Genomic DNA, 22,535 nt, shown 5'->3' on the forward strand with positions numbered 1-22,535 from the left:
ACGGAGTGTGCGGGTCAGAGGGTGAGGGCCCGGCGGGCCGCCGCGATGCGCTCCGGGTCCCAGCCCGGGTGCGGGACGGAGTCCAGGAGCAGCCGGGTGTACGGGTGCGCGGGCGCGGCGAGGACGTCGGCGGTGGCGCCCGCCTCGACCACGGCGCCGTGGCGCATCACGATGACGTCGTCCGTGACGCAGCGGACCACGCCGAGGTCGTGGGTGATGAAGAGGTAGCCGATCGGGGTGCGTTCGCGGATGTCGGCGAGCAGGTTGAGGATCTGTGCCTGCACCGACACGTCGAGCGCGGCGACCGCCTCGTCCAGGACGAGCACCGCGGGCTCCACGGCCAGGGCCCGCGCGATGGCGACGCGCTGGCGCTGCCCGCCGGAGAGCTGGCGGGGCAGCGCGTCGGCGGCGCGGGTGCCGAGGCCGACCTGGTCGAGGAGTTCGCGCACCCGCCGGGCGTGGTCGATGCGGGGGAAGTGCAGGCGCAGCGTTTCGCGCAGCACCGACTCGACGCTCGTGCGCGGGTCGAGGGAGAGGTAGGGGTCCTGGAAGACCATCTGCACCTCGCGGGCCCTGGCCAGACGCTGCGCGCGGCCGCGGACGCGTGCGGTGCGGGGCCTGCCGCGCACCTGGATCTCCCCCGCGTCGGCCCGCTCCAGGCCGACGATGATCCGGGCCGTGGTGGTCTTGCCGGAGCCGGACTCCCCGACGACGCCGAGGGACCCGCCATCGGGCACCGCGAAGGACACGTCGTCCACGGCCGCGACCTCGCCGAAGCTGCGCCGCAGTCCGCGCACCTCAAGCACGTGCGCGTCGGCGGGCCGAGAGGTCTCGGTGGGCTCAGGCATCGGCGGCGCTCCCTTCGAGCCGGTCGCTGTGGTGGCAGGCGGCGAGGTGCTCCGGGCGTCCCGGGGCGGTCCTGGGCCGTGGCGCCCGCTCGTCGCACACCTCGGTGGCGATCGCGCAGCGGGCGGCGAAGGCGCAGCCGGTCAGGGCCGTGCGCAGATCGGGTGGCTGGCCCTCGATGGCGCTGAGCCGTCCCTTCGCCGTCTCCAGACGCGGCGTGGCGGCCAGCAGGGCCGCGGTGTAGGGGTGCCTGGGGTGGGCGAACAGCTCGTCGGCGGGGCCCTGTTCGGCGATCCGGCCCGCGTACATGACGTAGACGCGGTCGCTGATGGCCGCGGCCAGGTCGAGGTCGTGGGTGACGAAGAGCAGTCCGGTGCCGAACCGTTCGCGCAGCCGGGCGAGGAGGGCGACGACCTCGGCCTGGGTGGTGACGTCCAGGGCGGTGGTGGGTTCGTCGGCGAGCAGCAGGGCGGGGTCGCCCATGAGGGCCGCGGCGATCATGACGCGCTGCAGCATGCCGCCGGACACCTGGCCGGGGTACTTGTGCAGGACACTCGCGTCCAGGCCGACGGCGTGGAGGAGTTCGGTGGCACGGGCGGTGGCGTCGGCGCGGCGCGTCGTGCGGACGCTCTCGGTCCGGACGCTCTCGGTGAGGAAGTCGCCGATGCGGCGCAGCGGGTTGAGGGCGGCGCGCGGGTCCTGGAAGACCATGGCGGCGGTGCCGGTGCGCAGGGCCCGCAGCCGTCCTTCGTCCATCGTGAGGACGTCGTCGCCGTTGACGCGGACGGCGCCCTCGGTGACGGCGCCGGGCGGCAGCAGGCGCAGCGCGCTGCGCGAGGTGAGGGTCTTTCCCGAGCCCGACTCGCCCACGAGGGAGACGGTCTCGCCCGCGGCGACGGTGAGGTCGACGCCGTCCAGGACGGGGCGGGCCGTGCCGGGCAGGGTGATGCGAAGGCCTTGGATGTCGAGCACGTGCTCCGGGATGGGCGCGGTGGTCATCGGTCCCTCCTGGCGACCTGGTCGGCCCAGCGTTCGCCGACGACGTTGAAGGCGACCACGGTCAGCACGATGAACACGCAGGGCAGCACGGCGGAGAGCGGGTAGCCGTGCTGGATCGCGGTCTGGCCGTCGAAGACCATGCGGCCCCAGTCGGGGGTGAGCGGGGGCACGCCGAGTCCGAGGAAGGACAGGCCCGCGAGGTCCATCAGGGCGTAGCCGAAGTTGATGGTGGCCTGGGCGAGGACGACGGGTGCGATGTTGGGCAGGACGTGGCGCAGGCAGATCTGGAGCGCCGAGTGGCCCTGGACCTGGTGGGCGCTGACGTAGGGGCGGGCCCGTTCGGCGAGCACCAGGGCGCGGGTGAGGCGGCTGACGTAGGGCAGGTAGGCGATGGCGAGGGCGAGGACCGGGGCGAGCAGGCCCTCTCCGTAGACGGAGATGATGAGGATCGCGAGGAGCAGTCCGGGGAAGGCGAAGACCAGTTCGGTGCTGCGGGAGAGCACGGAGTCGAGCCAGCCGCCCCGCCAGGCGGCGGCCGTGCCGATGGCGACCCCGGCGATGGTGGAGAAGGCCACCACTCCGAGGGGGCCGAGCAGTGAGGTGCGGGCGCCGAGGAGCAGCCGCGAGAGGGTGTCGCGCCCGGCGGCGTCCACGCCGAGCGGATGCTCGGCGGAGGGTCCGGCGAGTGCTCCGCCGAGGTCGACGGCGTTGGGGTCGTGCGGCACCACCCAGGGGGCGAGCAGCGCGGCGGCGACGATGAGGGCGACGAGGGCCAGGCAGAGTACGTGGAGGGGTGAGCCACCGGCGCGGATCCTGGCCAGGCCGGGGCGGCGGGTGAGGACGGCGGTCATGCGGCGGACCCCCTGGTGCCGAGTGTGAGCCGCGGGTCGACCAGCGGAAGGAGCAGGTCGACGATCAGGTTCACGGCCATGAACAGGGCGACGATGATCAGTGCGATGGCCTGGACGGTCGGGAAGTCCTTGGTGGTGGTGGAGAGTTCGAGGAGCTGGCCGATGCCGCCGACGCTGAAGGCGGTCTCGACGAGGATCGTGCAGACCAGGAGCGTGGAGACGACGAGCCCTGTGGTGGTCAGGACGGTGCCGAGCGAGTTGCGGAACACGTGGCGGCGGATCACCTGGCGTTCCGGCACGCCCCTGCTGCGGGCGACGGTGACGTGCTCACCGGCGAGCGCCTCGACCATCGCCGAGCGGGTGACCCGGGCCAGCATCCCGATCAGATAGAGGGCGAGGGCGAGCGCGGGCAGCGTCAGGTGCCAGATCATGTCGCCGATGCCGTCGCCCGCGCCGCCGCTGGGGAACCAGCCGAGGCGTACGGCGAACAGGCCCTGGAGCAGCACGGCCGCGACGAAGGAGGGCGTGCCGACGGCGAACGTCGTGGCGAGAAGGATCGCGGAGTCGACGCGTCCGCCGCGCACGGCGGCGATCCTGCCGAGCAGCAGCCCGCCCGCCACGACCACGGCGAGCGCCATGGCGATGAGCAGCAGGGTGGTGGGCAGCCGGTCGGCGAGGAGGCGCGACACGTCGGTGCGGTAGGTGATGGACCGGCCGAAGTCGCCGCGCAGGACGCCACCGAGCCAGTCGAAGTACCGCACGGCGAACGGATCGTCCAGGTGGTACTGGGAGTTGATCGCCGCCACCGCTTCCGGCGACGCCGACCGGCCCGAGAGCAGGAAGCTCGCGGGGCTGCCCGGCGCCAGGTACATCGCGCCGAAGACCACGAACGACGCGGCGAGCAGGGTGGCGGCCATCTCGGCGACGCGCCGCGCCGCGAATCTGAGGAAGGTCATCGCGCGGCCCCCACATCGGCGGCCCACGGGTAGTACATGTACGCGATGGAGGTGGGCGCGCCCGTGATCCGCTTGTTGAGGAAGACGGCGGTGGGCCACTCCGCGACGGGGATCCAGGGCAGTTGCCCGTTGGCGCGCCGGTGGATCCTCGCCTCGATCGCGAGGCGCCGCTCGGGATCGTCGACGGCGGTGGCGCGCTCGACCAGTTCGTCGTACGCCTTGTCGCCGCGGCCCGCGAAGTTCAGATAGGCGCCGGTCTTGAAGTTCGTCAGGAAGTCGAGCGGATCGGTGATCGAGTCGTAGTACGTGAGCGGGAACATGTCGATGCCCTCGCGCGCGCCGGGGTCGGTGAACAGCGCGGTGAACGCGTTGGGGGCGATGGACTTGAGCCGGATGTCCAGGCCGATGCGGGTGCCCGCGTCCTGCACGGCGGTGGCGAGGAGCGAGACGTCCTGGCCGACCGAACTGGTCGCGATCGTCAGGGACTTGCCGGTGGCGCCCGCCTTCTTGATCAGCGCCTTGGCCCGGGCGAGGTCCGGGGCACCGGGCCTGGCCCCGTCGAAGGCCCGCTTCCTGGTCCGCTCGGGCGCACCCGCCCAGGCCGCGCGGGTGGTGAGCGCTCCGGTGGGGGTGCCCGCGCCGCCGAGACCGACCTGGACGAACCCGGCGCGGTCCAGGGCAAGGGAGAGGGCGCGCCGTACGCGGAGGTCGCCGAGCGCGCCCTTCATGTTGGTGATGGCGACGTTGACCGTGCTCAGGCCCTCGCCGAAGTACAGCTTGCCGACGCCGCTGCCGCGCAGCCTGGCGTAGCTCTCGGTCGGGATCAGATAGCCGCCGTCGGCGTCGCCGCTCAGCAGGGCGTTGGTGCGGGCCGACGCGTCGGGCAGGAAGCTGAAGACGACCTTGCCCGCCTTGGCGCGCCTGCCCCAGTAGCCGTCGAAGCGGTCGAGTTCGATGGACTGGCCCTTGTTCCAGGTGCCGAGTGCGAACGGGCCCGTGCAGGCCAGGCCGCCCGAGGTGCCGTAGTCCTTGCCCGCCGCCTCGACCCCGGCTTTGGACGCCACCACTCCGGCGGCGCTCGCCATGTACTGGGGGAACTGCGAGTCGGGCTTCTTGAGCCTGACGGTGACCTGGAGCGGTCCCGTCTTCCTGACCGAGGAGACGTTCTGGAAGACCTGCGCCCACGCGGCCGCGTTGTCCGGGTCCCGCTGCCGGTCGAGGCTGAACACCACGTCGTCGGCGGTCATCGTCCGGCCGTCGTGAAAACGCACGCCGCTTCGCAGGTCGTAGACCCAGGTGGTGCGGTCGGGGTGCGACGCCCGGCGGGCCAGGCCCGGCTCGGTGGTGAGCTCCGGCGTCCAGCGCAGGAGGCTCTCGCACACGTTGGAGAGCACCATGTTCTGCGGGTAGTCGAACGCCACCGTGTAGTCGAGCGTGGGCGGTTCGGCGTACAGGGCCCAGGTGAAGGAGTCGATGTCGCCCTTGGCCCGGGGCGTCGAAGCCGACAGGGCGAAGTCGATTCCGGAGGCGTTCCTCGGCGGGCCAGCGCACGCCGCGAGCGCGACGAGCGAGGCCAGGGCAGCGGCCGCGGCGGCCAGCCGCCGGATCCGGATCCTGCCGCGTCTCGCGGCGCGGCAGGAGAGTGTTTTTCCCCTTGGTGGAGTGGTCATGGGGGCGCTCACCCGGTCGTCACGCGCTGGGGCGGGCGGCGGGGATCTGCTGGGTGATGCAGTGGACTCCCCCGCCGCCGTAGGCGACGGCGGCCGCCCGCACGCCGACGACCTTGCGGCCGGGGTACGCGGCGGCGATCACCGCGAGCGCGTCCTCGTCGGCGGGCAGCCCGGCGACCGGCACGACGACACCGCCGTTGGCGACGTAGTAGTTGAGGTACGACACCTCGACCTCGCCACCGGTCACCTCGGTGAACACGGTCTGCGGCACGTCGACGATCTCCAGGGGGCGGCCCTTGGCGTCGGTGCTGGCCGCCAGGACGGCGCGGTTGGCGCGCATCCGGGCGTGGTCGGCGTGTGCCGGGTCCGCGGGCAGGGAGACGACGACCTTGCCGGGGGCGGCGAACGCGCAGACCCCGTCGACGTGCCCGTCCGTCTCGGTGTCGAGCAGCCCGCCGTACGGAAGCCAGATCACCTTCTCGACCCCGAGCAGGGACTTCAGTTCGGCCTCGATCTCCGCGCGGCTCAGGTCCGGGTTGCGGTTGGGGTGGAGCAGGCACTGCTCGGTGGTGATCAGCGTGCCCTCGCCGTCGACGGTGATCGCGCCGCCCTCCAGGATCATGTCGGAGGGCAGGCGCTCGACGCCGAGGTGGTCGAGCAGCAGCGCGCTGATCCGGTCGTCGGAGTCGTACGGGTGGTGCTTGCGGCCCCACGCGTTGAAGCGGAAGTCGACCCCGGCGCGGTGGCCGTCCCCGTCGAGGACGAACAGCGGCGCCGAGTCGCGGAACCACGAGTCGTCCAGGGGCAGTTCGAGCACGTCGACACCGTCACCGCACCGGGCACGGGCAGCGTCCCCGTACCCCGGCGGGGCGACCATGGTGACCGGCTCGAACTCGGCTATGGCGCGGGCGACTTGGGCGTACTCGCCCTGCACCTGGTCGAGCACGCCGTCCCACAGGTCGACGCGGGTGGGCCAGGCCATCAGACAGCCCTCGTGCTCGGACCATTCGGCGGGCATGCGGTACGCGGTCATCGGGTGTCTCTTTTCTTCGCAGAGGTTCAGCGGGACGGGAAGTACGGAGAGGTCAGAGGAAGTAGAGGCGGCTCAGGGAGACCTCCTGCGCGGGCTCGGAGCGCACGGGGGCGCCGTCGAGGGTGACCAGGCCGGTCCGCGCGTCGACGTCGACCTGCCCGATCCGGTTGTTGCCGACCATGTCCGCGGGCCCGATGCCACGGGTGCCGCGCACGGCGACGCGGCGGCGCCGGGTGGCCATCGCGTCGTGCGACCGCCCGAAGGAGCCCGATTCTGCGGCGGCCCGCGCGACGAAGGCCACGGAGATGTCGGCGGGCACGGCGCCGTGCGCGCCGAACAGCGGTCCGAGTACGAGCGGTTCGCAGCTGTCGGTGGCGGCGTTGGGGTCACCGGTCACGCCATAGGCGGGCACGCCGGACTTGAGGACCATCTGCGGCTTGGCGCCGAAGAACGGCGGGCGCCAGAGCACGACGTCGGCCATCTTGCCGACTTCGAGGGAGCCGACCTCGTGGGCAAGGCCGTGGGCCAGGGCGGGGTTGATGGTCAGCTTGGCGATGTAGCGCAGCACGCGCGCGTTGTCGTCCCGCTCGCCGTCGCCCTCCATCGGGCCCAGCTCGGCCTTCATCTTCCCGGCCATCGCGAAGGTCCGGCGCACGGTCTCGCCCGCCCGCCCCATGCCCTGCGCGTCCGAGGAGGTGATCCCGATGGCCCCCAGATCGTGCAGCACGTCCTCCGCGCCCATCGTCCCGGCCCGGATCCGGTCCCGGGCCATCGCCGCGTCACCGGGCAGATCCGTCTTCAGGTCATGGACCGAGACGATCATCCCGTAGTGCTCGGCGACCGCGTCACGGCCGAACGGCAGCGTCGGATTGGTCGAGGAACCGATCACGTTCGGCACACCCGCCATCTTCAGCACGTTCGGCACGTGCCCGCCGCCGCAGCCCTCGATGTGGAAGGCGTGGATGGTACGCCCGTCGAGCACGCTGAGCGTGTCCTCCACCGACAGGCACTCGTTCAACCCGTCACTGTGCAGCGCGACTTGGACGTCATGCTCCTCCGCCACCCGCAACGCCGTATCGAGCGCCCTGGTGTGCGCGCCGAGGTCCTCGTGCACCTTGAACCCGCAGGCACCGCCCTCGGCGAGCGCCTCCACGAGCGGTGCGGCGTCCGAGGACGAACCTCGCGCCAGGAAGCCGATGTTGACAGGCCAGGCGTCGAAGGCGTTGAACGCGTGACGCAGCGCCCAGGGCGAGTTGACACCCACGCCCCACATCGGGCCGAACTCCTGCCCGATGATCGTGGTCACACCGGACGCCAGCGACGCCTCCATGATCCGCGGCGACAGCAGGTGCACGTGGGTGTCGATCGCACCCGCGGTGGCGATGAGGCCCTCGCCGGAGATGATCGTGGTCCCGGTGCCGACGACGACGTCGACGCCGTCGAGGGTGTCGGGATTCCCCGCCCGCCCGATGGAAGCGATCCGCCCTTCCCGGATCCCGATCGACACCTTGCGAATGCCCTGCACGGCATCGATCACGACGACATTGCTGATCACGACGTCACACGTCTCACGCACCGCGGCGGCCTTCAGATGCAGCCCGTCACGCGCCGTCTTGCCGAAACCGGCGAGGAATTCGTCGCCGTGCTTCTGCGCGTCGGACTCGACCCGGATCACCAGACCCGAGTCGCCGAGCCGGACCCGGTCGCCCGCGCGCGGGCCGTGGACGGTGGCGTATTCGTACGGATCGATGTGCCGACTGCCCGGCGCGCAGTGATCGGCATGCCTGGTGGGCCTGCTCATGCGCGTACTCCTGCCGGGCTTTCGGTACTGCTCGCACCCAGGTAGCCGCAGGCCACCGCCTTGCGCAGGGCGTCTTTCTTCGCGCCCGGCGCATCCAGCGGGCCGTCCACCAGACCCGCGAAACCGATCGCGATCCGCTCGCCGCCGATGGGCAACAGCCCCACCTCAACACTCTCGCCGGGACCGAAACGCACCGAGGAGCCCGCGGGCACCGCAAGCCGCATCCCGTACGCCGCCGCACGGTCGAAGTCGAGCCGCGGATTGGCCTCGAAGAAGTGGAAGTGCGACGTCACGGAGACGGGCACGGTCGCGGTGTTGCGCACGCCCAGCGTCACGACCGGCTCGGGCGCAGCGACCTCCGTCGCCGGGAGTACGGCACCGGGGGCGTCGTCGCGCCGGGGCCACGCACCGAACGGTTCGCTGATGACCGCCAGCCGCGTGCCGTCGTCGAAGACGGCCTCGACCTGGATCTCGGTGACCACGTCGGCGACGCCGGGCAGGACGTCGTCGGGGCGGAGGACGGCACGGCCGCGCTCGACGGCCTCGGCGAGGCGGAGCCCGTCCCGCGCGGCCTCGCAGACGGTGTCGGCGATCAGCGCGGTGGCCTCGGGGACGTTGAGCCCGAGGCCGCGGGCGTGCCGGGACCGCGCGAGTTCGGCGGCCGTGAACAGCAGGAGCCGGTCACGTTCGGTGGGGGTCAGCGGCATGGGTGCATCACTCGCTCCGGGAAGTTCGGCATGGCCTCGGCCGCTCATCGGCGGGCCAGCGGCATCACTGTGACACTGACTGAATTTTCAGTCAATGACTTGGAGACAACGAAACCCACTGGTGACACCAGTGGGGAACGAGGCGGCGGGCTACTTCCCGCGCAGCAGCGCCAGCTCGGCGTCGATGGCGCCGCGCACCAGGTCGCGCGCGTGATCGAGCTGGAGTCCACCGCTGAGCCAGCGCATGCTGAGCCCCTCCAGGAGCGCGGTGAGCCGCTCGCCCGCCGCGGCGAGAGCGGGCGCCGGGGTCATCGGCCGCACCTGCCCGAGCAGGGCGGCGACCTCCTGCACCCACACCAGCGTCGCCCTGGCGAGGTCCTCGCGAAGCACCTCGTCGAAGACGGCGCTGGCCCGCAGCTCGCCCCAGGCGGAGCTGTTCTCCCTGACCTCCGGGGTGTCCTGCAGTTCGAGCAGGAGGATCTCCTCCAACTCCTCGCGGGGGGCCAGGGGTTCGGCCTCGGGGTCGCGCCCCGTGGTGTAGCGCTCGGCGCGGTCGTTGATGAACTCCAGGGTGTGGCGCAGGATCCCCGTGCGGTCCTTGAAGTGGTAGTAGATCAACCCGGTCGAGACGCCCGCTTCGGCCGCGAGTTCTTCGACGCGCAGGCCGCGGACACCGCGACGGGCGATCAGCCGTGCGGCCGCTTCGAGGATCTGAGTAGTGCGAGGCGCCATGGATCCGAACCCTACCGGGCAGGGCCCGGCCCCGTGATCTCGGCCTTTCGGCGGGCGCAGGGGGCCGGGGCGCCGGCGTGGCCGGGCGTCAGCCGCCCTGGTTGTGGCGGCTCATGACCACCGTGACGGGCCCTTCGCCGGGCACGGCCTCGACGAGGCGCGCGATGACGACGCTCTTCCCGTCCGGGCTGCGGACGCAGAAGGGACGTTCGTCGGCGAGGTCGTCGAAGGGGAGCTCGGTCACCGGTTCCGTCTCGATCCCGCGTACGCAGTCGGCGGGACTCAGCACGTATCCGGCGGCCACGAAGGCGTCGCTGTCGTCGGACAGGACGAACTCGGTGTCGGTCCGCTCCAGGTACCAGTCCGCGGTCTCGGCGGGAACGACCTTGCCCGCCGAGAGGTCGAACTCGTAGTCGGGGTCGGGGGCGGTGAGTTCGGCGTCCGTGTAGTCCGGCACGTACGCGCCCTCGGACGAGGGGGCGGGCGACGACGGCTTCGACGAGGGCCGGGGGGACGGCGTGTGGGGTTGGTGGGAGGTGTCGGAGGAATCGGCGGAATCCGAGGAACCGGAGGGGTCTCGTGCCGGGTCTCCGCGACGGTCGAGGAAGTAGTACGCCGCGCCGCCGACCGAGACGAGGAGCACCGCCGCGACCACCAGGGCCGCCCCGGCCCCGCGCCGTCGGCCGCCGCGGCCACGGCGGGTCCGGCGCGGTTCGGGGCCGGTGGCGGGTTCGGCAGAGGCGGCAGAGGCGGCGGAGGCAGCGGCGAGTGTCGGCTGGGCGTGCGTCGGCGCGTGACCGCCGGGCCCAGGACCGGGACCGGACCCAGGACCCGGACCGGGCCCAGAGCCGGGACCAGGCCCCGGTGCCGGTTCCGGCGCCCCGTCGCGCCCGGCGAGTTCGCTGCTGACCCCCCGCGGCAGCCACCCCTCCGTGAATTCGGGACGTGCTCCCATGACGGGATGCGCCCGCGCCGCCGTGATCAGTTCGGCCGGGTCAGGGCGGTCCTCCGGGCGCTTGGCCAGGCAGCGTCCCAGCAGCTCGTGCAGGTCGTGGGGCACCCTGGACAGGTCGGGCGCCTCGTGGACCACCCGGTACAGCGCTGCCGATTCGGGCCCGTCCCCGAAGGCGAGCACTCCCCCGGCCACGTACGCGGCGAGCGCGCCGAGCGCGAAGACGTCGGTCGCCGGGGTCACGGCCAAGCCCCGCGCCTGCTCGGGCGCCATGTACGCGGCGGTGCCGATCCGCAGTCCGGTGCCGGTCAGGCCCGTGGCATCGGCCGCGCGTGCGATGCCGAAGTCGATGACGCGGGGGCCGTCCTCGGCGATCAGCACGTTGGCCGGTTTGAGGTCCCGGTGGACGACCCCGGCCCAGTGGATGGCCTGGAGCGCCTCCGCGATGCCCGCGACGAGCAGGAGCACCGTCCGTACGGGCAGCGGGCCGTGTCGTCGTACCACCTCCTGGAGGGAGAGTCCGGGTACGTACGCGGTGGCGAGCCACGGTGTGGGGGCGTCCACTCCGGAGTCGACCACCTGCGCGGTGAACAGCCCGTGGATGCTCCGTGCGCTGGCCACTTCGTGGGCGAAGCGCCTGCGGAACTCGGGGTCGGCGGCGAACTCGTCCCGCACCGCTTTCAGGGCGATGGGCCGCCCGCCCGGCGTGTGGGCGAGGTACACGACCCCCATGCCACCGGCGCCGAGCCTGGCGTGCAGGCGGTAGCCGCCGATCTCGCGGGGGTCGTCGGCCGACAGGGGCGCGTGGGCGGTCGGCGCGCCGGGCGGGCCGGGCACGCCGGGAGGCTGAGGGGACATGCGGTGGCTCTTTCGGCGAGAGGGCAGGGCCGAGGCACGAGACGAGACGAGACGAGTCGAGTCGGTGGCGCGGCGGCCGCGGGCCGCCACGAGGGATGATCGTGCCGCTAACTAAAGTTTCAGTCAATGTGAGACGATGCGTGCCGTCGATCAGCAGGCACAGCAGGCACACCGGGAAGGCATGGACGTGGGGGCGGACCGCAGGACGGTCATCCTGAGAGGGGCGGCCCGGGTCATCGCCCGGCACGGCGTACGGGGCCTGCGGGTGTCGGAGGTCGCCGCCGAAGCGGGCGTCTCCACGGCGCTCGTCTACTACCACTTCAAGGACCGCGCGGGCATCCTGCACCGGACCCTGGAGTTCATCAGCGACCGGGCCGAGCGCTACACCGCGGGACATCCGCGGCGGGAGCGCGACAGCGACCCGCGCCGCGACCTCGAAAGCTCCCTGCTCCTTGAGTTCCAGGACCGGCCCGAGGTGCGCGAGAACAGCACCGCCTGGGGCGAGTTGCAGGCCACCTCGGTCTTCGACCCCGAGCTCCGCGACGCGCTCGCGGAGGCCCGGCTGATCTGGATCGGCGAGCTGACCCACACCCTCGGCCGCATCCAGCCGACCGCTCCCGCGCCCGCGCTCACCGAGTCCGCCGAGCGGCTCACCGCCACCTTGGAGGGGCTCAGCACGCGCTGGCTCAGCGAGCTGCTGCCCTTGGGGCACGCGCGTGAGCTGATGCGGGACGCCATGGCGGTGGAGCTCGCCCAGTTGGCCAGGCGCGCCAGTCCCACACTTTTTGACTGAATTTTCAGTCCGTGCCACAGTGGACGGAAGAACACCGGCCGAGCCGGTGCCGCACCGCACCGTTCCCGGTGCCGCATCCCCCCACCGGCTCGCGGACATCACGCCCGCGGCCTCCCCGCCACCCGCGCCGCGCTCACCGAGCGGCCTCGCGCACCGGCGGCTAGCTTGTCCCCATCACGATGATCGGAGTTCACCGTGTCCCACCTCCTCCCCTCCCGCCGTTCCGCCCTCCGCGCGATCGCCGGAATCGGCGCCGTCGTCCTGGGCGCTTCGGCCTGCGGACCCGGCGACTCCGTGGCCGGGGCGAGCACCGCGGGCGACGAGGACGCGGTGACCGAGGGACGCCGGATGGGCGCCGAGTGGGAGAGCCACGCGCGCACCTTCATGTCGTGGCCCGCCCTGGAGTCGGTGTGGGAGGACGACCTGCGCTACGTGCGCGAGGACATCGCCCGCATCGCCCGCTCCATCGCGGAGTACGAGTACGTCGTGATGATGGCGAGGCCCGACCAGCTGAAGGCCGCCCAGAAGGCGTGCGGGCGCGACGTCGAGGTCATCCCGCTCGCCGTGGACGACCTGTGGGCCCGCGACACGGTGCCGGTGTTCGTGGAGGACGACGGCAAGGTCACCGGCATCGACTTCAACTTCAACGGGTGGGGCAACAAGCAGGAGCACGACAACGACGGCCAGGTGGGCCGCAAGCTCCTGGCCGAGTACGACATCCCCCGCAAGAAGGCCCCGCTGGTCGCCGAGGGCGGCTCGTTCGAGACCGACGGCGAGGGCACGCTCCTGATCACCGAGAGCTCGATCGTCAACGACAACCGCAACCGCGGCAAGAGCCGGGACCAGATCGAGGACGAGCTCAAGCGGACGCTCGGGATCAAGAAGGTCATCTGGCTGGCCGGTGTGCGCGGGCAGGACATCACCGACGCGCACGTGGACAGCCTCGTACGGTTCACCGCGCCGGGCGTGGTGCTCCTGGACCGGGCGCACCCCGACACGCCCGCCGACTCCTGGTCGCGCGCGGCTGACCAAGCGAAGTCCGTGCTGAGCGAGGCGACCGACGCCAGAGGCAAGCCCTTCGAGATCATCGACCTGCCGCAGCCCGACCTGTACGAGATCACCGGCGAGGGCGACGACTTCGTGTCGACGTACGCCAACTTCTACGTCGCCAACGACTCGGTGTTCATCCCCAAGTTCGGCGACCGCAAGGCCGACAAGCGGGCGAAGAGCATCCTCCAGGAGCACTTCCCCAAGCGTGACGTGGTGCAGATCAACATCGACACCATCGCCTCCGGTGGCGGCGGCATCCACTGCTCCACGCACGACGAGCCGGGCAAGCCGGTCGACTGACCGAGTCCCCCACACATGGAGCGGCCGTGGCCATGATGCGACGCCCCACCCGGTCCCGCGGCAGACTGCTGATCGCGGGCCTGGTGCTCTGCGCCGTGGCGGCGGCCGTCACCGTCGGGGTCTGGCTCCAGTTCGGCGAACGCCATGACCTGGACACCCGCTACCGCGCGGGCGGCGATGCCCCCGACCGGGTGGACATCACCGCGTCGGTCCAGCGGGTCGACGCGGCGGGCCGGGAGCTGACCCTGCGCCTCCTGGTCACCCCGCGCGGAGACCTGGCGGAGGCGGGCGGCGTCGCCCCCGCCGAGTCCCTGACCCTGCAGACGTCGGCCGACGTGCGGGGAGATCTCACCTTCCCCGCGCACAGCCGGATCTCGACGGTGGACGTGCCGGTCACCCTGACGGCGGGCTCGATCACCGACTATCCGTTCGACGCGTACGACACGGATCTCGAATTCGGCGCCGTACAGGGTGGCGAGGCCGTGCCCGTCCGCATGACGCTGACCAACAACGACGCGCTGTTCGCGGCCACGGTCGAGGCCTCCGAGGCGAACGGCGCCGCCGTCTTCTACGTCGGGATCGGCCGCTCCACCAGCGTCCTGATCTTCGCCGTCTTCATGATGGCCGCGATGTGGGCGCTGGCCATCGCCGTACTCATCGGCGCGTGGTTCCTGCTCTCCCGGCGCAAGGGCCTGACCTGGCCCGCGCTCGGCTGGATGGCCGCCACGCTCTTCGCGCTCGCCGCCTTCCGCAACACCGCGCCCGGCGCACCGCCCATCGGCTCCCTCCTCGACTACATCGCCTTCCTGTGGGCGGAGACGGTCATCGCGTTCTGCGTCATCACGGTGGTCGTCATGGGGATGCGGGCGGAGTCCCACCCGTCGCCGGATCCGCCCGCGTCCCCCTGACGGCCGATGACGGAGCGTCAGCCGATGCGGGCGCCGTACACGTGGTCGACGGTCATCACCATGAGCACCCTGCGGTCGGCCACCATGACCGACCGGTACTCGTCCCAGTCCGGGTGCTCACCCGCGGCGAGGCGGTAGTAGTCCACCAGCGCCTCGACCTCGGGCCCTCGCGGATCCTCCGAGGGTCCTGTCAGGGTCGCGACGCCCTCGGCGGTGGCCCACTCCCGGCCGTCGGGCCCCGTCACCTCCAGGGTGGCCCGGGGGTCCCTGCGCAGGTTCGCGGTCTTGGCCCGCCCCTCGGTCATCGAGACGTAGAGGAGGCCCGCCTTCTCGTCGTAGAAGGGCAGGACGGGCGAGAGCTGGGGGCGGCCGTCGGACTTGATCGTGGCGAGCACGCCGAGCCTGCTCTCGGCGAGCAGGGTGCGCGGGCTGAAGGGTGTCGAGGTCATGATCACTTCCCTGAGTGCGTGCGGAACTGTTCGATCAGCGCCGGGTAGCCGCTGCCGCCGTGCCCGTCGGCCACGGCCCGGTCGGCGAGGGCCTTGATGAACCTGGGGAGTTCGGCGTTCACTCCGAGGAACTCGCTCTCGTGGATGAGGTGTTCCATGGTGGCCAGATGGGTGTCGATGGCGGCGTCGTCGGCGGGGTACGCGCCGTCGTCGATCTGTCGCGCGTAGCCGGGCAACCAGTCGGCGACGGTTCCTATTCCCTGGGTGATGAACGGGGCGAACGTCGTGGCGTCCACACCGGCCGTGCCGAGCAGCGCGGCGCCTTGCAGGAAGCCGTTCAGGATGCTCCACATCATGACGAGGCCCGCCGCGTCGTACAGCGACGCGAGACCGTGGTCGGCGCCGAGGTACGTCGTTCCCGCGCCGAGGCCGCCGAGGGCAGACGCGTGCGGGTCGAAGGCCGACCGGGGCCCGCTGAGGAGGACGACGGCGTCCGCCGTGCCGATCGCGGCGGGTCCCGCCAGGATCGCGCCGTCGAGGTAGTCGGCGCCGCGGCCGTCCGCCCACGCGGCGCGCTCGCGGGCCTGGGCCGAGGTGCCGGAGGTCAGGTTCACCAGGGTGCGCCCCTGGAGGGCCGTGCCGTCGAGCGGGTCGAGGAGCGCGTGCACGGCGTCGTAGTCCGAGACGCAGACGACCACCAGCGGGCTCGCGGCGACCGCTTCGGCGACCGATCCCGCGCTCTTCGCGCCCCGGGCGACGAGCGGTTCGGCCTTCGCCGCCGTCCGGTTCCACACGGTCGTGGGGTGTCCCGCGCCCAGGAACGCCCCGGCGAGGGCCTGGCCCATGAGGCCGAGGCCGATGACCGTCACAGGGGTGTGCTCTGCCTGCTGGTTCCGCATCATGCGCCCTTTCGTAGAGGGGTTGTCGGGCATGGCAGAATCGTCAACCTTCACACCGGTATGAAGGTCAAGGGGGAAGTGGCGTGCTGATCGGAGAACTGAGCGGACGGACCGGCGTGCACACGCACCAACTGCGGTACTACGAGGCCCAGGGCCTGCTCACACCCGACCGCGGCAGCAACGGCTACCGCGACTACGGCGAGGACGCCGTGCTGACCGTGCGGCAGATCAGGAGCCTGCTCGAAGCCGGTCTCTCGACGCAGGAGATCGCGTACATGCTGCCCTGCGCCGTGGGCACAGGACCCGACTTCTACTTCTGCCCCGATCTCCTGGACGTGCTGCGGGGGCGCCTGCGCGGCCTCGACGACAACATCGACACGCTCACGCGCTCGCGCGACGTGCTCCACGACTTCATCGACGCGACCGAGCGGCGGGCGGCGTAGCCCCGTACGGCCGAGATCGCGCCCGCGCGGGCGTGGCCAGATCCTTGCGGACCATGTCCATCTGGCCGGTCGTCGCCGTGCGGGCGCCCCGCGCAGGATCGGGGCATGAAGATTCTCTGGATATCCGCCCACCCCGAACAGCGCTCCCTGAACGGCCGCCTGATGACCGAGGGACTGCGCGTGCTGACCGAGCTCGGGCACGAGCGCCGCGTCAGCGATCTGTACGCCATGGACTGGAAGCCGATCGTGGACGCCGGTGACTTCGGGGGCGCGTCGCGCGAGCGGCTCTTCATCGGGCGCGAGCAGGAACGCGCGTACGGCAGCGGGGAGTTGAGCGAGGACATCCGCGCCGAGCAGGAGAAGCTCGCCTGGGCGGACGTGGTCGTCTTCCAGTTCCCGCTCTGGTGGCTCGGACCGCCCGCGATCCTCAAGGGCTGGTTCGACCGCGTCCTGGTCCAGGGCTTCGGATTCGGCATCAAGGATCCCGAAGGGCAGGCGCTGCGGTACGGCGACGGGGGCCTGGCAGGGAAGCGCGCCCTGGTCGTCACGTCCATCGGTGCCCGGGAGTCCAGCTTCGGCCCGCGCGGCATCCACGGACCCCTTGAGGAGGTCCTGTTCCCGCTGCTGCACGGCACGTTCTGGTACACCGGCATGGCCGCGCTCCCGCCGTTCGCGGTGTACGGCGCCGACCGGCTCACGGCGGCGGGCTTCTCGCGCGCCACGGCGGACCTGCGCGAACGCCTGCGCACCCTGGACACCACGGAGCCCCTGCCCTTCCGGCACGAGAACGGCGGGGAGTACGACGAGGATCTGACACTGCGGCCGGACGTCGCGGCGGGGCTCACGGGCGTCGGAGTGCACCGCGCGCAGGACGGCCGCGCACACCGCTGAGTCACGAACCCGGACCGCCCCCGGTGCGAAAGCTCAGGGTCCGGTAGACCTGCACGCCCCCGCCGCCGCACCCACCGCCCGTCAGTTCCTCGCACGCCTGGGCCGCCGCCGTGACGCGTCGCGTGTACGAGGGGTCCGTGGCGTCGAGCAGTACGCCCAGTGTCGTACCGCTGTGTCCGACCGCTACGCCCAGGCCGCCGACCTCGCGGCAGATCGCCCGCATCGGCTCCAACGAGCGCTTGTGCCTGAGGCGTTGGTTCAGCAGGGCGCTGCGGGTCGCGATCCTGCCGACCTCCGCGAGGTCGTGCGTGCGCACCGCGTCGGTGAGCCGTGCGAGCAGCTCCGCGTAGGCGCGCCGGTCGGCGGGCGTGAACGGCTTGGGGATGCGGTTGAAGTCCACCGTGTCGACCGACCCGCCCTCGTCGATGCCGACCACGGCCATGGCGGGCAGCGCGCCGAGGACCGCGCGAAGGCGGACGGCGCGGTGGTGGAAGGCGACGATCGCGGGGTAGAGCACGCCGTCGGTGGGTTCTATCCGGGACAGCAGGCGCTCGATCCTGGCGGGCGGCATGGGCACGTCGAGGGCGCGGCCGACCGCCCGCGCGGTGGCGACGAGGTCGGCGGAGGAGCTGGCGAGCCCCTTGCCCTCAGGGATCACGCTGCTCACCGTGAGCACGCCGCCCCGTGCGGTCCGCGCCCCCGCCGGTGCCGCTTCGGCGATCATCCGGGCGAGGCGCAGCGCCTTGGCCTTGTGGCGCGGGCGGACCTCGATGTCGCCGGACGCGGAGCCCGGCCGGAAGGTCGCCATGGTCCAGCGGGCGACGGGCAGGGTCACGAGGAAGTCCCCGTCCTCCTCGGGCAGTTGGCCCTGGAGCAGTTCGCCGAAGGTGCCGAACGCGGTGCCCACGCCCGTTCGCCCGGGCCCTCGGCCCGACGGGCGGGGCCCGGCCGGGGCCTCCTGGTACAGCTTCACGCGATTCCTCCCTCGTACAGCGGCGACGCGCAGATCTCGTACAGCGTTGCGCCGACCTTACACGGTCTTGACAATCATTTTCATCTAGTGTGATGCTCTCGGCGTCCCGGGGAGCGGCACACGGAGCCACGCCCTCCCCCAGGCACCTCCTGCCCTCACCACGTCCCTCTGGGGGATCTCCGTCATGCACGCGCACATCGCCGAAGCGGTGAAGAAACCCGACCTCATATCCCTCGCGCCGGACCTGGCCTGCCTCCGGTTCGAGACCATGAAGATCTACTCGGCCCTCGGCGCCGTCCGGCAGCTGCTCGCATCGGGCGCCGTCGAACCGGGCGACACCCTCATCGACAGCTCCAGCGGCATCTACGCGCAGGCCCTGGCCCTGGCCTGCCACCGCTACGGAATGAAGTGCCACATCGTGGGCTCCACGACCGTGGACCGCTCCACGCGGGTCCAGCTGGAGATACTCGGCGCCACCCTCGAACAGGTCCCGCCGTCCCGGAACCTCCGCCTGGACCAGGAACTGAGGGTGCGCAGGATCGCCGAGATCCTGGCCGCCAACCCCTCGTACCACTGGATGCGCCAGTACCACGACGACATCCACTACAGCGGCTACCGCGAGGTCGCCGAGGCCATCGGCAAGGACCTGCCCACAGGACCGCTCGCGCTGGTCGGCGGCGTGGGGTCGGGGGCGTCGACCGGCGCCATCGCCTCGTATCTGCGCGCGGCGGGCCGCGACGTCTCACTCGTCGGCGTGCAGCCCTTCGGCAGCGTCACCTTCGGCTCCGAGCACGTCGCCGACCCCGACATGATCATCGCCGGGATCGGCAGCGCCATCGAGTTCGAGAACGTCCGGCACGAGCTGTACGACCGGGTGCACTGGGTCAACTTCGAGTGCGCCGTGTCCGGCGCGGTCGCGCTCCTGCGCACCAGCGGCATCTTCGCCGGGCTCTCGGCGGGCGCCGCCTACCTCGGCGCGCTGTGGGAGCGGCGCAGGGACGACTCGCGCACCTACGTCTTCATCGCGGCCGACACCGGTCACCGCTACGTCGAGAGCGCCTACGCCCGGCACGAACAGGCCCTGGACATCGAGACGTTGAAGCCGCACGAGATCACCTCGCTCGACCAGCTGCGCCACCCCTGGTCCACCGCGCCGTGGCCCGCCACCACCTCCTGACCCGCCGAACCGCCCGCCCCTCGAGAGAGCACCCACATGTCACACCCCACACCCCGGACCGTCGCCGAACTCACCGACGCCGTCCTCGCGGGCGCCCACGGACCCGACCCCAGGGACCTGACGGTCACCAGCGCCTTCTGGCTGTACAACACGACCCGCCTGGCAGGCGGCGACGTCACGTACCACAACCACTACTTGCTGCTCCGCGTCGGCGACGCGTTCGGCGCCTGCTCCTTCGAAGCCGGTGAACTCTCCCCGGAGTTCTGCGAGAACGCCTCAGGGCACTCCCTGGACAAGCTCCTGCGTCACGAGTGCGCGCCCGTGCGGACCGCCGCGCTCGACGCCTATCTGGCCCGGGCCCGGCCGCACCGCGACACCGACGACGCCGAGCGCGTGCTCCTGCCCGCCGGTACGCCCGAGGTCAGGGCCGAGGCCCGCGACGCCGCGATCGCCGGTCTGCTCGACATCGCGCCCGGCGCGCGGGTCGCCCTGATCGGCGTCGTCAACCCGCTGGTGGCCGCGATACGGGAGCGGGGCGGCGTCTGCCTGCCCTGCGACCTGAACCTGCGCACCACCGCGTGGGGCGAGCCCGTCAGCGACGACATGACCGAGGTGCTCGCGAGCGCCGACGCGGTGGTCGCCACCGGCATGACGCTCAGCAACGGCACCTTCGACCTGATCCTCGCGCACTGCGTCGAGCACGCGGTGCCGCTGGTCGTCTACGCCCAGAGCGGCAGCGCCGTGGCCCGCGCCTTCCTCGGCGCGGGGGTCACCGGACTCAACGCGGAGCCGTTCACGTTCTCCCAGTTCAGCGCCGACCCCACACCCATGTACCGGTACCGCGCCGGCCTCGCGTCGAACGGAGCGGGTGCGTGAGCGTCGACGCCGTCAAGAACTCCGCGGCAAACGAAGCCGAGGAGCCGATACCCGGCGATCTGCGCATGGCACGGACACTGTGGCCCGTGCTCCTCGCCTCCGCCGTGGGCCTGCTGCCGTTCACCGTCTTCAGTACGTATCTGGTGCCCATCGCCGACGAGGCGGGCAGCAGCGTCGCCGCGATGGGCGGACTGCGCGGACTCGGCGGTCTGGCCGCCCTGTTGGTGGGCACCGCGCTCGCGCCGCTCATCGACCGGGTGCCGAGGCGGTGGGCGGCGGCGGGCGGGCTCGCCGCGCTCGGGCTCTCCGCGGCGCTCGGCGCGAGCGGCGACTTCGTGCTGCTCGCCGTGTTCTGTCTGCTCGTCGGCGCCAGTACGTCCGTGCTGAACCCGGCGCTCACCGCCGCGGCCGCCGACCGCTTCGGCACCGGCAGGGCGGCGGGCCGTGCGGCGACCCTGGTGACCGCCACCCAGTCGATGACGGCGATGCTCGCGGCGCCGGTGATCGCGCTGCCCGCGCTGTTCTGGGGCTGGCGGGGCGACCTGTTCGCGGTGACCGCGCTCTCGCTGCTGCTCGCGGTGGTGTTCGTGGTGCGCCGCGAGGACACCGAGGACGCGGGTGATGCCGCCTCTGGCGGTCAACGCCTGGGCTACGTCGCCTCGTTCAAGGCCCTGGGCGCCGTGCGCGGCGTCGTGCCGCTGCTGCTCATCGCGCTCCTGCGCACCGCCGTGTTCATGGGATACCTGTCGTACCTGGCGGCGTTCTACGAGGAGCGGTTCGACCTGGACGCCGGACTCTTCGCGTTCGTCTGGACGCTGAGCGGCGCGTCGTTCTTCGTCAGCAACCTCCTCACCGGGCGGCTCACCAACGCGGCCGAGCCGCGCATCCGCACCGAACGGCTGTTGTTCATCGGCCTGTTGGCGGCGCTCGTCTCCGTCATGGGCTTCTACTTCACACACTGGCTGCCGCTCGCGCTCGCGCTGACCTCGCTGCACGCGGCGAGCCACGCCGTCGTCGCGGCCTGCGCGGTCAGCCTCATCGTGCGGCGCTGCGGGCCAGGACTGCGCGGTGCGGCGCTCGGGATCAACGCCGCCGGGATGAGCCTCGGCGTCTTCGTCGGCGCCGCGCTCGGTGGCGCGGGGCTCGGCATCGCCGGATATCCGGGCGTGGCCGTCGTGTTCGGCGTGCTCGTCGTCGTCGCCGTCGGCGCCGCGGTGCTCGTCCTGCGCGCACGGCCCGTGCGGGAGGGGGCGGACTCCGTATGACCGCGACCGCCGAAGCGCCAACGCGCCCCGCCGAAGGGGCGGCGCCCGCTGGTGTGAGGGGCCGCCTCACCTCCCCCAGGGCGCTGGTCCTGACCTGCGCCGCCCTCTTCCTGGTCCTGCTCGCCTCCGTCGTGGTGGCGATCGGGCTCGGTGCCGCGGTGGTCACGCCGGGCGACACCGCCCGCTATCTGTGGGCCGCGCTCACCGGCGGCCGCATCGGCGCCGACGAGACGACGACGTACCAGATCATCTGGCAGATCCGGACGCCGCGCGTGCTCCTCGCCGCCCTTGTCGGGGCCGGTCTGAGCGCGGTCGGCGTGGCCATCCAGGCGATGGTCCGCAACGCGCTCGCCGACCCCTTCGTGCTCGGTGTCTCCTCGGGGGCTTCGGTGGGCGCCGTCGGGGTCACCGTCACCGGGGGTCTCGCCGCGCTCGGCGTCTACGCGGTGTCGGCGGGCGCGTTCATCGGCGCGCTCGTCGCCTCCTTCCTGGTGTATGCCGCCTCGTCGAGCAGGGGCGCACTCTCCCCGCTGCGTCTGGTGCTCACGGGTGTGGCGATGTCGCTGGGCTTCCAGGCCCTGATGAGCGTGATCATCTACTTCGCGCCGGACAGCGAGGCGACCGGCATGGTCCTGTACTGGACGATGGGCGGCTTCGGCGCGGCCAGTTGGGGCGCGCTGCCCGTCGTGTCCGCGGTGGTCCTGCTCGGGCTCGCCGTGCTGTACCGGCACGCCCGCTCCCTGGACGTCCTCTCGCTCGGCGACGAGACCGCCGCGAGCCTCGGTGTCAGCCCCGACCGGCAGCGTACGTCGCTGCTCGTCCTGGTGTCGCTGATCACCGGCGTGATGGTCGCCGTCAGCGGCGCCATCAGCTTCGTGGGGCTCGTCATGCCGCACCTGGTGCGGATGGTGGTCGGCGCCACGCACGCGCGGGTCCTCGCCGTCGCCCCGCTGGTCGGCGCGGTCTTCATGGTCTGGGTCGATCTGCTTTCCCGGACGGTGGTCGCGCCGCGCGAACTGCCGCTGGGCGTCATCACCGCACTCGTCGGGGTGCCGGTGTTCATCACGCTCATGCGCCGCAAGGGCCATGTCTTCGGGGGGCGTTGA

The 22,535-nt window shown here is 72.1% G+C and carries 22 protein-coding genes; 9 read left to right on the forward strand and 13 right to left on the reverse strand.

Annotated elements, in window-relative coordinates:
* Nucleotides 1-14: 14 nt before the first annotated feature.
* The 10 genes from CP970_RS06335 to CP970_RS44770 all read right to left on the reverse strand — a co-directional run bounded on the left by CP970_RS06335 (nt 15) and on the right by CP970_RS44770 (nt 11,405).
* Entirely contained in the window at nt 15-848 is an 834-nt protein-coding gene (locus tag CP970_RS06335; RefSeq protein WP_055548475.1) for an ABC transporter ATP-binding protein, read from the reverse strand.
* Entirely contained in the window at nt 841-1,845 is a 1,005-nt protein-coding gene (locus tag CP970_RS06340) for an ABC transporter ATP-binding protein (RefSeq protein WP_055548473.1), read from the reverse strand. The genes CP970_RS06335 and CP970_RS06340 overlap by 8 nt, the downstream gene beginning before the upstream one ends.
* The gene (locus tag CP970_RS06345) at nt 1,842-2,696 is read right to left on the reverse strand and encodes an ABC transporter permease (protein WP_055548470.1); all 855 of its coding nucleotides are present in this window, start codon (nt 2,694-2,696) and stop codon (nt 1,842-1,844) included. Before CP970_RS06345 ends, CP970_RS06340 begins: the two co-directional genes overlap by 4 nt.
* Nucleotides 2,693-3,652: an ABC transporter permease gene (locus CP970_RS06350; RefSeq protein ID WP_055548469.1), complete on the reverse strand. Its 960-nt coding sequence runs from the start codon at nt 3,650-3,652 to the stop codon at nt 2,693-2,695. Before CP970_RS06350 ends, CP970_RS06345 begins: the two co-directional genes overlap by 4 nt.
* Nucleotides 3,649-5,322 (reverse strand): ABC transporter substrate-binding protein, encoded by a 1,674-nt coding sequence (locus CP970_RS06355; protein WP_055548466.1) that lies wholly within the window; start codon nt 5,320-5,322, stop codon nt 3,649-3,651. Before CP970_RS06355 ends, CP970_RS06350 begins: the two co-directional genes overlap by 4 nt.
* A 19-nt stretch (nt 5,323-5,341) precedes the next feature.
* A complete protein-coding gene (locus CP970_RS06360) occupies nt 5,342-6,355 on the reverse strand; it encodes an agmatine deiminase family protein (protein ID WP_055548464.1) in 1,014 nt (337 codons plus the stop codon).
* A gap of 52 nt (nt 6,356-6,407) precedes the next feature.
* On the reverse strand, nt 6,408-8,156 hold the full coding sequence (locus tag CP970_RS06365) for an urease subunit alpha (RefSeq protein WP_150493055.1): 1,749 nt from the start codon (nt 8,154-8,156) through the stop codon (nt 6,408-6,410).
* Nucleotides 8,153-8,863, reverse strand: coding sequence for an urease subunit gamma (gene ureA, locus CP970_RS06370; RefSeq protein WP_055552950.1), 711 nt, complete (start codon nt 8,861-8,863; stop codon nt 8,153-8,155). Before ureA ends, CP970_RS06365 begins: the two co-directional genes overlap by 4 nt.
* A 150-nt stretch (nt 8,864-9,013) precedes the next feature.
* On the reverse strand, nt 9,014-9,595 hold the full coding sequence (locus CP970_RS06375) for a TetR/AcrR family transcriptional regulator (protein ID WP_055552951.1): 582 nt from the start codon (nt 9,593-9,595) through the stop codon (nt 9,014-9,016).
* Between the two features lie 88 nt (nt 9,596-9,683).
* On the reverse strand, nt 9,684-11,405 hold the full coding sequence (locus CP970_RS44770) for a serine/threonine-protein kinase (protein ID WP_224058290.1): 1,722 nt from the start codon (nt 11,403-11,405) through the stop codon (nt 9,684-9,686).
* Between the two features lie 136 nt (nt 11,406-11,541).
* On the opposite strand from CP970_RS44770, the gene CP970_RS06385 reads away from it, so the two are divergent.
* The 3 genes from CP970_RS06385 (at nt 11,542) to CP970_RS06395 (ending at nt 14,456) form a co-directional block, all read left to right on the forward strand.
* Nucleotides 11,542-12,198 (forward strand): TetR/AcrR family transcriptional regulator, encoded by a 657-nt coding sequence (locus CP970_RS06385; RefSeq protein WP_398654684.1) that lies wholly within the window; start codon nt 11,542-11,544, stop codon nt 12,196-12,198.
* A 195-nt stretch (nt 12,199-12,393) separates the two neighbouring features.
* On the forward strand, nt 12,394-13,548 hold the full coding sequence (locus CP970_RS06390; protein WP_055554972.1) for an agmatine deiminase family protein: 1,155 nt from the start codon (nt 12,394-12,396) through the stop codon (nt 13,546-13,548).
* 32 nt (nt 13,549-13,580) lie between these two features.
* The gene (locus tag CP970_RS06395; RefSeq protein ID WP_107099102.1) at nt 13,581-14,456 is read left to right on the forward strand and encodes a DUF4436 domain-containing protein; all 876 of its coding nucleotides are present in this window, start codon (nt 13,581-13,583) and stop codon (nt 14,454-14,456) included.
* A 17-nt stretch (nt 14,457-14,473) separates the two neighbouring features.
* Here CP970_RS06395 and CP970_RS06400 read toward each other — a convergent pair whose 3' ends face one another.
* Complete coding sequence (locus CP970_RS06400) at nt 14,474-14,905, reverse strand: PPOX class F420-dependent oxidoreductase (RefSeq protein ID WP_055554974.1); 432 nt, start codon at nt 14,903-14,905, stop codon at nt 14,474-14,476.
* Between the two features lie 2 nt (nt 14,906-14,907).
* The gene (locus CP970_RS06405) at nt 14,908-15,804 is read right to left on the reverse strand and encodes an NAD(P)-dependent oxidoreductase (protein ID WP_107099103.1); all 897 of its coding nucleotides are present in this window, start codon (nt 15,802-15,804) and stop codon (nt 14,908-14,910) included.
* Between the two features lie 83 nt (nt 15,805-15,887).
* On the opposite strand from CP970_RS06405, the gene CP970_RS06410 reads away from it, so the two are divergent.
* Complete coding sequence (locus CP970_RS06410; RefSeq protein WP_055554978.1) at nt 15,888-16,247, forward strand: MerR family transcriptional regulator; 360 nt, start codon at nt 15,888-15,890, stop codon at nt 16,245-16,247.
* 105 nt (nt 16,248-16,352) lie between these two features.
* Nucleotides 16,353-17,138 (forward strand): NAD(P)H-dependent oxidoreductase, encoded by a 786-nt coding sequence (locus CP970_RS06415; protein WP_055554980.1) that lies wholly within the window; start codon nt 16,353-16,355, stop codon nt 17,136-17,138.
* A gap of 1 nt (nt 17,139) precedes the next feature.
* Here CP970_RS06415 and CP970_RS06420 read toward each other — a convergent pair whose 3' ends face one another.
* The gene (locus CP970_RS06420; RefSeq protein ID WP_055554988.1) at nt 17,140-18,105 is read right to left on the reverse strand and encodes a GHMP family kinase ATP-binding protein; all 966 of its coding nucleotides are present in this window, start codon (nt 18,103-18,105) and stop codon (nt 17,140-17,142) included.
* A 190-nt stretch (nt 18,106-18,295) separates the two neighbouring features.
* On the opposite strand from CP970_RS06420, the gene CP970_RS06425 reads away from it, so the two are divergent.
* From CP970_RS06425 to CP970_RS06440, 4 genes are read left to right on the forward strand one after another with little or no spacing between them, the layout of a single operon-like run.
* Nucleotides 18,296-19,288 (forward strand): pyridoxal-phosphate dependent enzyme, encoded by a 993-nt coding sequence (locus tag CP970_RS06425; protein ID WP_055554982.1) that lies wholly within the window; start codon nt 18,296-18,298, stop codon nt 19,286-19,288.
* Between the two features lie 36 nt (nt 19,289-19,324).
* A complete protein-coding gene (locus CP970_RS06430) occupies nt 19,325-20,164 on the forward strand; it encodes a Rossmann-like domain-containing protein (protein WP_055554984.1) in 840 nt (279 codons plus the stop codon).
* Nucleotides 20,161-21,429 carry an MFS transporter gene (locus CP970_RS06435; protein ID WP_224058292.1) on the forward strand — a complete coding sequence of 423 codons (1,269 nt, stop codon included), beginning with the start codon at nt 20,161-20,163 and terminating at the stop codon, nt 21,427-21,429. Before CP970_RS06430 ends, CP970_RS06435 begins: the two co-directional genes overlap by 4 nt.
* On the forward strand, nt 21,426-22,535 hold the full coding sequence (locus CP970_RS06440; RefSeq protein ID WP_079043897.1) for a FecCD family ABC transporter permease: 1,110 nt from the start codon (nt 21,426-21,428) through the stop codon (nt 22,533-22,535). The genes CP970_RS06435 and CP970_RS06440 overlap by 4 nt, the downstream gene beginning before the upstream one ends.

This window comes from Streptomyces kanamyceticus (genome assembly GCF_008704495.1).
Lineage (GTDB): Bacteria > Actinomycetota > Actinomycetes > Streptomycetales > Streptomycetaceae > Streptomyces > Streptomyces kanamyceticus.

What these genes read in the sequence shown, in the direction of transcription:
- CP970_RS06335 (WP_055548475.1), bottom strand. Translation starts at nt 848, where the DNA reads ATGCCTGAGCCCACCGAGACCTCTCGGCCCGCCGACGCGCACGTGCTT.
- CP970_RS06340 (WP_055548473.1), bottom strand. Translation starts at nt 1,845, where the DNA reads ATGACCACCGCGCCCATCCCGGAGCACGTGCTCGACATCCAAGGCCTT.
- CP970_RS06345 (WP_055548470.1), bottom strand. Translation starts at nt 2,696, where the DNA reads ATGACCGCCGTCCTCACCCGCCGCCCCGGCCTGGCCAGGATCCGCGCC.
- CP970_RS06350 (WP_055548469.1), bottom strand. Translation starts at nt 3,652, where the DNA reads ATGACCTTCCTCAGATTCGCGGCGCGGCGCGTCGCCGAGATGGCCGCC.
- CP970_RS06355 (WP_055548466.1), bottom strand. Translation starts at nt 5,322, where the DNA reads ATGACCACTCCACCAAGGGGAAAAACACTCTCCTGCCGCGCCGCGAGA.
- CP970_RS06360 (WP_055548464.1), bottom strand. Translation starts at nt 6,355, where the DNA reads ATGACCGCGTACCGCATGCCCGCCGAATGGTCCGAGCACGAGGGCTGT.
- CP970_RS06365 (WP_150493055.1), bottom strand. Translation starts at nt 8,156, where the DNA reads ATGAGCAGGCCCACCAGGCATGCCGATCACTGCGCGCCGGGCAGTCGG.
- ureA (WP_055552950.1), bottom strand. Translation starts at nt 8,863, where the DNA reads ATGCCGCTGACCCCCACCGAACGTGACCGGCTCCTGCTGTTCACGGCC.
- CP970_RS06375 (WP_055552951.1), bottom strand. Translation starts at nt 9,595, where the DNA reads ATGGCGCCTCGCACTACTCAGATCCTCGAAGCGGCCGCACGGCTGATC.
- CP970_RS44770 (WP_224058290.1), bottom strand. Translation starts at nt 11,405, where the DNA reads ATGTCCCCTCAGCCTCCCGGCGTGCCCGGCCCGCCCGGCGCGCCGACC.
- CP970_RS06385 (WP_398654684.1), top strand. Translation starts at nt 11,542, where the DNA reads ATGCGTGCCGTCGATCAGCAGGCACAGCAGGCACACCGGGAAGGCATG.
- CP970_RS06395 (WP_107099102.1), top strand. Translation starts at nt 13,581, where the DNA reads ATGATGCGACGCCCCACCCGGTCCCGCGGCAGACTGCTGATCGCGGGC.
- CP970_RS06400 (WP_055554974.1), bottom strand. Translation starts at nt 14,905, where the DNA reads ATGACCTCGACACCCTTCAGCCCGCGCACCCTGCTCGCCGAGAGCAGG.
- CP970_RS06405 (WP_107099103.1), bottom strand. Translation starts at nt 15,804, where the DNA reads ATGCGGAACCAGCAGGCAGAGCACACCCCTGTGACGGTCATCGGCCTC.
- CP970_RS06415 (WP_055554980.1), top strand. Translation starts at nt 16,353, where the DNA reads ATGAAGATTCTCTGGATATCCGCCCACCCCGAACAGCGCTCCCTGAAC.
- CP970_RS06425 (WP_055554982.1), top strand. Translation starts at nt 18,296, where the DNA reads ATGCACGCGCACATCGCCGAAGCGGTGAAGAAACCCGACCTCATATCC.
- CP970_RS06430 (WP_055554984.1), top strand. Translation starts at nt 19,325, where the DNA reads ATGTCACACCCCACACCCCGGACCGTCGCCGAACTCACCGACGCCGTC.
- CP970_RS06440 (WP_079043897.1), top strand. Translation starts at nt 21,426, where the DNA reads ATGACCGCGACCGCCGAAGCGCCAACGCGCCCCGCCGAAGGGGCGGCG.